Origin of the sequence: Mesorhizobium sp. M7A.F.Ca.MR.148.00.0.0, from assembly GCF_003997735.1 — a bacterium.
GTDB lineage: Bacteria > Pseudomonadota > Alphaproteobacteria > Rhizobiales > Rhizobiaceae > Mesorhizobium.
Map to the genome: position 1 here is coordinate 1 of NZ_RZTB01000377.1, position 543 is coordinate 543.

General features: G+C 62.1%; 1 protein-coding gene and 1 pseudogene. Both read right to left on the reverse strand.

What is annotated here, in order from left to right; all coding sequences use genetic code 11:
- Positions 1–161 precede the first annotated feature (161 nt).
- A complete protein-coding gene (locus EOB49_RS38380) occupies positions 162–347 on the reverse strand; it encodes a hypothetical protein (RefSeq protein ID WP_245472996.1) in 186 nt (61 codons plus the stop codon).
- Between the two features lie 50 nt (positions 348–397).
- A pseudogene (locus EOB49_RS38845) lies at positions 398–528 on the reverse strand (hypothetical protein); the annotation flags it as partial.
- Positions 529–543: the final 15 nt, after the last annotated feature.

The following is a 543-nucleotide window of genomic DNA, read 5'->3' on the forward strand; positions in this document are numbered from 1 at the left end:
GGTCGTGCGAACGACCTTCGGCTGAGGCTTTGCCGCCACCGGCGTCGGCTCGGCTTTGGGCGTCAGGGACGTACAGCCCATGAGAGCCACCAGGACGCCGGAAAGAATTGTTCCGATGATTGCTTGCTTCGATGCCCTGCCCACCATTGCCTCCTCGTTGATCAAAAAACATCCCGACGCGGATTGGCTTCTTCCCAGACCCCCCTGGCCATGTTGACCAGTTGCGTGTCCAGCGAACCAGACGCAGGAATCTTGGACTTGAGTTCCTGGCGCAGTTGATTCAACGCCGCCATCTTCGGCTTCGCACCGAAACTCGCAAGCGCCTTGCGGGCGTCGATCGAAGGCACCGAACTGGTCGCCCCGCGCCGTCGCCAACTCGAACAGCCTTTGCGCTTCCGCTAGGTCGCGGTCCACGCCGACGCCATCCCGATACATGCGCGCAAGATTGCTCGGAGCATGGGGCTGGCCCAGGTCCATGGCCTTCTGAAAAAGCCCCTGTGCCTGCTTGGGGTCCTTGTCGACACCCACGCCGGCCAGGTAGTT